At 39.9% G+C, this 6769-nt stretch carries 6 protein-coding genes; 5 read left to right on the top strand and 1 reads right to left on the bottom strand.

Features of this window, described 5'->3' with window-relative positions:
* Window positions 1-248: 248 nt before the first annotated feature.
* Both QOW94_RS10715 and QOW94_RS10710 read left to right on the top strand, forming a co-directional pair.
* A complete protein-coding gene (locus tag QOW94_RS10715; protein WP_283680449.1) occupies window positions 249-917 on the top strand; it encodes a hypothetical protein in 669 nt (222 codons plus the stop codon).
* 25 nt (window positions 918-942) lie between these two features.
* Window positions 943-1404: a hypothetical protein gene (locus QOW94_RS10710; RefSeq protein ID WP_283680448.1), complete on the top strand. Its 462-nt coding sequence runs from the start codon at window positions 943-945 to the stop codon at window positions 1402-1404.
* 225 nt (window positions 1405-1629) lie between these two features.
* Here QOW94_RS10710 and QOW94_RS10705 read toward each other — a convergent pair whose 3' ends face one another.
* Window positions 1630-2652, bottom strand: a complete 1023-nt coding sequence (locus tag QOW94_RS10705; protein WP_283680447.1) for an aldose epimerase family protein — start codon at window positions 2650-2652, stop codon at window positions 1630-1632.
* Window positions 2653-2799: 147 nt separating this feature from the next.
* Here QOW94_RS10705 and QOW94_RS10700 point away from each other — a divergent pair, with 147 nt between their 5' ends.
* The 3 genes from QOW94_RS10700 (at window position 2800) to QOW94_RS10690 (ending at window position 6631) form a co-directional block, all read left to right on the top strand.
* Window positions 2800-3969, top strand: a complete 1170-nt coding sequence (locus tag QOW94_RS10700; protein WP_283680446.1) for an acetate/propionate family kinase — start codon at window positions 2800-2802, stop codon at window positions 3967-3969.
* A 28-nt stretch (window positions 3970-3997) separates the two neighbouring features.
* Window positions 3998-5068 carry a mannonate dehydratase gene (locus tag QOW94_RS10695; protein WP_283680445.1) on the top strand — a complete coding sequence of 357 codons (1071 nt, stop codon included), beginning with the start codon at window positions 3998-4000 and terminating at the stop codon, window positions 5066-5068.
* 156 nt (window positions 5069-5224) lie between these two features.
* Window positions 5225-6631, top strand: coding sequence for a sugar porter family MFS transporter (locus QOW94_RS10690; RefSeq protein WP_283680444.1), 1407 nt, complete (start codon window positions 5225-5227; stop codon window positions 6629-6631).
* Window positions 6632-6769: the final 138 nt, after the last annotated feature.

The following is a 6769-nucleotide window of genomic DNA, read 5'->3' as shown; positions in this document are numbered from 1 at the left end:
TGGCTTTGATGATGGCTATTTTATTTCCTTGCTTAGCGGTAAAAGAAAAACTGGACCATATTTTCCGAAGAATCATGGAAAATATGGTCCAGTTTATTTATCGGCGTGACTTATGTCCCAGCCTCTTTTTAACAAATTAACTCAAAATGTTGTCATACCGTAATTTTACAATGACTGAACTATTAATTAGTGGTAATATATTTTAGTGCGCTTAGTCAACGTATAAAAAGTAATGGGGAGATAGAAATATGCGTAAAAGATGTTTGTTTGCGGTGTTGGCAATTCCATTTATGCTGATGGGTAACACTGTTGCCTTTGCCAAGACCAAAAGCATTAAATTAGTTACATATAAAGTGAAGGTTGGGGATAAATACATACATGTTAAAACCATTTCAAATGTAAAAGTTAAAATTTCACGTCATGGCAGGATTTATGCACAAGGAAAATCGAAAAAAAGTGGTAAGTTTTCGTTTAAATTAAAACATAAGCTTACAGCTAAGCTAAAGTACAAAATTGTTGCAACTAAAAAGGGGTATCACAAGTTTTCAGCAGTTCAAAATCTTGTTTCGAAACCGAAAAAAAATACTAGTACTTTAAACTCAACAAATATTAGTAAGTCAAGTCCATCAGTTAATCAGGGTAATAATGCTACTGAAAGTAACAATGCTAATAATATTTTAAATGGTGGCTTTGTAAGTGGTATGCAAAGCTCAACTTCCAGCATAGGTGGGGTGTCAAACCCGGATGGCAATTCAGCTAGTAAAAACAGTTCTACTGTGACCAACAGCAGTTCTAATAATGAAAATGACAATAATCAAAATAAGAACAATGATGCTAACAACAATCAAAAAAAGAAAATAGATGAATTAAAAGCGCAACTTAAAGAATTATCAAATAAAGAAAAAGATATTATATAGTAAAATTGAAGATTATAGTGTTTCATTGGGAAGTCAATACAATCGTTTAAATGATTATAAAACTGCGGTTAAAAGTGATGAAGATTTATGGGGGCGGTACCAGACATATATCGATGGCCATACGATGAAAGATTTAAAGCAGCAGAAACAAGAAAACATGGATGAATGGGAAAAATTAGAAGCTATTCATAACAGTTCAAAAAATACACCTCAAAATGAGTATGATATAAAAATTAACTTGGAAAAATATATTGAAATTGATCGCAAAATTGATCAATTAACTGACGCATATGCAGATGTAGGACGTGACGTGAATAAATTTAAAGATTCAATGGAGAAAAATCTTAAAATATTGAAAGAAGCACAGGAAAAATATAATTCTGATCAGAAGCAATACTCCAAGTGTGTATCAGAGCAAGAAGATCTATTTAAGCAAATGAGTGCCTTGAGTGTTGAAATCGATAAAAATCAATATAATATTGTTTAGGTCGTTAGATTGAAGTTAAAGTAATGTTCCATTAATTCAAATACTTTAAAAGAAGTTTAACAATAAGTAAAAATATCAAGACAATTGTTTGTCCAAAAAACAAATAAGATGGGGTGCCCAATTCATGGACACCCTATTTTATTTATGCAAGTTGGCAACAGTATGAATTAAATGCAAAAATGACAATGTATTTTAATTAAGAATATAAATTAAGTTTCCGCTAAATCAATACTCTAACTTTATCCCAATCGTTTCCGTTCTTGTCTCACCTTTCAGTAGTGAAACGTCACCGAACCCTTGATGGTTTGGTGAATCAGGTAGTGTTTGAGCTTCCAACGCGATTCCTTTGAATGGTTCACCCGCACCATCGGCAAATTGGACTGAGCTGTCCCAACCACCAGGGGTGAACACGACTAGTCCGTTTCTAGTAGAAAACAGACTCATTTTTCGGCCAGATTTATTATCGGCCAAAATTGCTATTGGTTCTTCACTTAGGTGGTTATCAATATGGAAAATTTCGTCAAAGGAGTGGCCCTCTTGGGCTTTAAGTTCCTCAATAGCTTGGCCAATTTGTTTGGGCTGTCGAAGGTCGTATGGAGTGTTTTCAACAGGTAAGAAGTTACCGGTTGGGGTTTTCTCTGAACTTAATTCAAGGTGTTCATTACTTGTGACAGAAATAGTTTGACTGAGAGCATTATTTTCATCTGACAGGTTAAGGTATAAATGCTGGGTTGGATTGAATAACGTATCTGCATCAGAAGTAGCGGTATATTTAAGCAGAACCTTATCATCTTCGGAAAGTGAGAATTCGATTTGGACGGTTAGATTTCCTGGAAATGAGTCAATATCACTAGCGATATGTTTGGTGAAAATGATGCTATTTTCATGAAATTCACCGTCCCAAACAAGGGTGCTAAAACCATGAGGTCCCCCGTGCAGCGTGGTTTCGTTTTCGTTTGGATCAACTTGATATGACTTGCCATTAATCTCAAACGTTCCTTTACTTATGCGCCCTGCGGTTCTACCGATTGCTTGGCAAAGGAAAAAGTGGTTATCAATATACGACTGGACATTGTCGAAGCTGAGGACAATATTCTTGGTCCCACCGTCCTTGGTAGGGATGTTAATCCCAGTGATCGTTGCCCCTAAAGTGATTGCGCTGATGCTAACGCCGTTATCGTTGGTGAGGGTGTACTTTGTAATGGGGGTTTGTGCTACTTGGCCGAAGCTTTCGCTGACTTTTTTCATTACCTATCTTCTCCATTCTGAAAACGCTTTTATAATAATTATACACCACTTAGAAAACTAATGAATTCTAGTTGTAAGCGTTTTTTATATTGGCTCAAATGTGGTTTAATATAAGTAACTCATACTATTTCTAAGGAGAAGAATGATATGAAAATATTAATTGTAAACGCAGGAAGTTCATCACTAAAATTCAAGCTATTTGAAATGCCAGCTGAGAAAGTTCTTGCGGCGGGGGAAATTGAACGACTTAACATGCCAAAATCGGCAGTTAAAATCAAGTATGGTGATGGGCAGGTCTATAAAGATACCGAAGATAATATTGGCTACGAACGATCTGCAGGAATCATGCTAAACCGGTTGAAGGACCTTGGCGTCATTAATCACTTAAGCGATATTAATGCCGTTGGGCACCGAGTAGTTGCGGGGGCAACTGATTTTGACAAGGTTACGAAGATCACCCAGAAGTCACTAGACCGAATCGTTGAGCTTGGAGAAATCGCTCCGATTCATAACCCTAGTGAAGCAGAGTATATTAATATTGTGGCTTCTATTCTCCCTGAGGTTGATCAATTTGCGGTGTTTGACAGTGCATTTTTCCATGACGTCCCTGAAATGAACGCCATTTATGGAATTCCCCATGAATTGACAAAGACGTTTGGAATCAGGCGTTATGGGGAACACGGAATCAATCACACTTACATTACGCAAGAAGCACTAAAAATGCTTGGCACGGATAAGGCTAAAACCGTTACCCTTCACTTGGGATCGGGCGCATCAGTGGCAGCTGAAGTTGATGGCAAGTGCTATGACACTTCAATGGGCTTTACACCGATGAATGGTCTGATCATGGGGACTCGTTCTGGTGACGTCGATCCGGCTCTGGTACCCTATTTGATGAAGCGAACGGGCGCTGATGCCGATGAAATCATTGAAATGTTTAACAAACGTTCAGGGATGCTTGGTATTTCTGAAATTTCTTCGGATATGCGTGACCTTGAGGAATCAGATGACCCCCAAGCAAAGCTTGCCTTGGATATGTTTATGAACCGGGTAATTAAAGTTGCGGCTTCCTATATTGCTGAACTCGATGGCGTTGACGCAATCGTCTTTTCAGGTGGAATCGGGGAGCATGATGAATGGGTACGCTCTGAAATATGTAAGAAACTGAACTGGTTTGGGGTTGAACTTGATGAAGAGAAGAATAAAGCTCAACAACCTGGTGAAATGAACACCGCCAATTCAAAGGTTAAAGTATACTTGATTCCTGCAGATGAGGAAATTGCCATGGTTCGGGATGTTTACACCTATAGCAAATAAAAATAGAGGTACGGTGATTTTGTAGATTATGAATAAGATGAGTTTTCGCTGGTACGGGGACGGCGACTTAATTACACTTGCACAAATTAAGCAGATTCCAGGAGTTACTGAAATTGTCAGTGAACTACCAAATATCCCAAATGGGGAAGTATGGCCAGGTGAGCAAATCGCTGGCCTCAAGGCGAAAATAAATCAATCTGGCTTCGAGTTTCACGTCGTTGAATCGTTGCATGTTCATGATGCTATCAAACTAGGAACGGCTGATCGAGATCACTACATCGAAAATTACCGGCAATCGTTGGTAAACTTGGCTGCAAACGGGATCACAACAGTTTGCTTTAGCTTTATGCCCGTGTTTAATTGGACCCGGACTGATTTTAGTTACCGTTTGCCTGATGGCTCAACCAGTTTAGCTTTTAAACAGCAAGAGCTAGAGGGGGGGATCGATTCTTTTCTAGCTAATTTCAAACGCCAGAATGGGGGCGTAGAATTGCCAGGATGGAGTAGCAGACGGATTGCTGAACTCCCGGATATCTATCGCCAGTTTCAAGGGATAACTGAGGAGCAGCTAAGGTCAAACTTGGCTTATTTTGTTAAGCAGATTTTACCTACTTGTGAGCGAGTTGGAATTACACTAGCAATTCATCCGGATGATCCACCTATGCCGTTATTTGGATTGCCAAGAATATACAAAAACGCTTCTGATATTCGTCAAATCATGAATTTAGCAGATTCTAAACAGCTTGGAATTACCCTGTGTGTCGGGAGTCTTGGCGAAAATCCGAAAAACGATGTTCCGGGGATAATCAGGGAGTTTGTCCCTAGTGGTAGGGTTCCGTTTGTCCATGTCCGTAACCTAAAGTGGGACGGGGATGGTGATTTTCACGAAACTGCCCACTTAAGTAGTGAGGGCTCGCTTGATATGTATGAAATTATGAAGGCGTTGCATGACTCCAAGTTCACGGGTAACATCCGTCCGGATCACGGTCGAATGATTTGGGGTGAACAGGGCCGACCTGGATACGGTTTGTATGATCGGGCGATGGGAATCAACTACCTAAATGGATTATGGGAAGCAATCGATAAAACCAATAAATAAAGCGTTACCAAAAAGTTCCGGATTTCAGTTTTTAAATTTGAAGTCCGGGCTTTTTTTAATTTAAGATAGCATCAAGGAAATCGGTAAAGAGTATGGCCATTATAAATATCTTTCTTTTTACCAAATCTTAATTCATCTATATTTTGGAGGATAGTTATGCAGAAAGAAAAAAAGATCCCAAGTAGTTTTATTTACTTTTTCGGTTCCTTCGGTGGAATTCTTTTTGGTTACGATATCGGGGTTATGACGGGGGCGTTGCCTTTCCTACAAACGGATTGGGCGCTACAAAATAACGCCGGAATTATTGGTTGGATCACGTCATCCGTTATGCTGGGGGCAATCTTCGGTGGCGCGTTGGCTGGTCAATTGTCGGATAAGCTTGGTCGGAGAAAAATGATTTTGATTTCGGCCGTGATCTTCGTGGTTGGTTCCGTATTATCAGGAGTTTCTCCTCATAACGGTTCTCTCTACTTGATTATTGTGCGGGTATTGTTAGGAACTGCCGTTGGTGCTGCATCAGCATTGGTTCCTGCTTACATGTCAGAAATGGCTCCTGCCAAACTTCGTGGTCAGCTCTCAGGGTTGAACCAGACAATGATTGTTTCAGGAATGTTGCTATCATACATCGTTGACTTCTTGCTCAAGGACTTACCAGAAGCATGGGCATGGAGATTGATGCTTGGTTTGGCAGCTGTACCAGCCGTAATTCTCTACTTTGGGGTTGCAAAGCTACCAGAATCACCACGTTTCTTAGTTAAAAACGGTCACTTCTCAGAAGCTCGTAAGGTGTTAACATACATCCGAAACGATGAAAGTGAAATTGATCAAGAATTAGCTGACATTAAGGATACTGCCAATGCTGAAGCCCAAGCAGCTAAGTCAACATCTTGGGGAACATTGTTCACTGGTAAGTATCGTTACCTAGTGATTGCCGGAATTGGAGTTGCCGCATTCCAGCAATTCCAAGGTGCGAATGCAATTTTCTACTACATTCCATTGATTGTTGAGAAGGCAACTGGTAGCGCTGCAAGTAGTGCTTTGATGTGGCCAATCATCCAAGGAGTGATTCTGGTTGTTGGTTCGCTACTTTACATTGCGATTGCTGACCGATTTAACAGAAAAACGCTTATCATGCTTGGTGGTACTGTGATGGGACTTTCATTCCTATTACCGGCTATCATCAACTGGATCAACCCAAACACTAACCCAATGATGATTGTTGTATTCCTCTGTATCTACGTTGCTTTCTACTCATTTACTTGGGCACCACTTACATGGGTAATCGTTGGGGAAATCTTCCCACTGGCAATTCGAGGACGGGCATCAGGAATGGCATCATCATTCAACTGGATTGGTTCATTCTTGGTTGGACTTCTATTCCCAATCATGACTGCTGCAATGTCACAGGAAGCAGTGTTTGCAATCTTCGGGATCATTTGTATCCTCGGGGTAGCCTTCACTAAGTTCTGTGTTCCTGAAACTAGAGGTCGTTCCCTTGAAGAAATTGAAGAGGAAGGGACTAGAGATAAGAGTAAGGTTGCTGTGAAACCTGAAATTGATTAATAAATTGTTAGAAAAGGCTGGGACATAAGTCACGCCGATAAATAAACTGGACCATATTTTCCATGATTCTTCGGAAAATATGGTCCAGTTTTTCTTTTACCGCTAAGCAAGGAAATAAAATAGCCATCATCAAAGCCA

This window comes from Lentilactobacillus sp. Marseille-Q4993 (assembly GCF_951230165.1).
Lineage (GTDB): Bacteria > Bacillota > Bacilli > Lactobacillales > Lactobacillaceae > Lentilactobacillus.
The sequence above is the reverse complement of the archived record's forward strand: the minus strand, read 5'-3'. Positions and strand labels throughout refer to the sequence as shown.

Coding starts and splice junctions, on each gene's coding strand:
- QOW94_RS10715 (WP_283680449.1), top strand. CDS start 249: ATGCGTAAAAGATGTTTGTTTGCGGTGTTGGCAATTCCATTTATGCTG.
- QOW94_RS10705 (WP_283680447.1), bottom strand. CDS start 2,652: ATGAAAAAAGTCAGCGAAAGCTTCGGCCAAGTAGCACAAACCCCCATT.
- QOW94_RS10700 (WP_283680446.1), top strand. CDS start 2,800: ATGAAAATATTAATTGTAAACGCAGGAAGTTCATCACTAAAATTCAAG.
- QOW94_RS10695 (WP_283680445.1), top strand. CDS start 3,998: ATGAATAAGATGAGTTTTCGCTGGTACGGGGACGGCGACTTAATTACA.
- QOW94_RS10690 (WP_283680444.1), top strand. CDS start 5,225: ATGCAGAAAGAAAAAAAGATCCCAAGTAGTTTTATTTACTTTTTCGGT.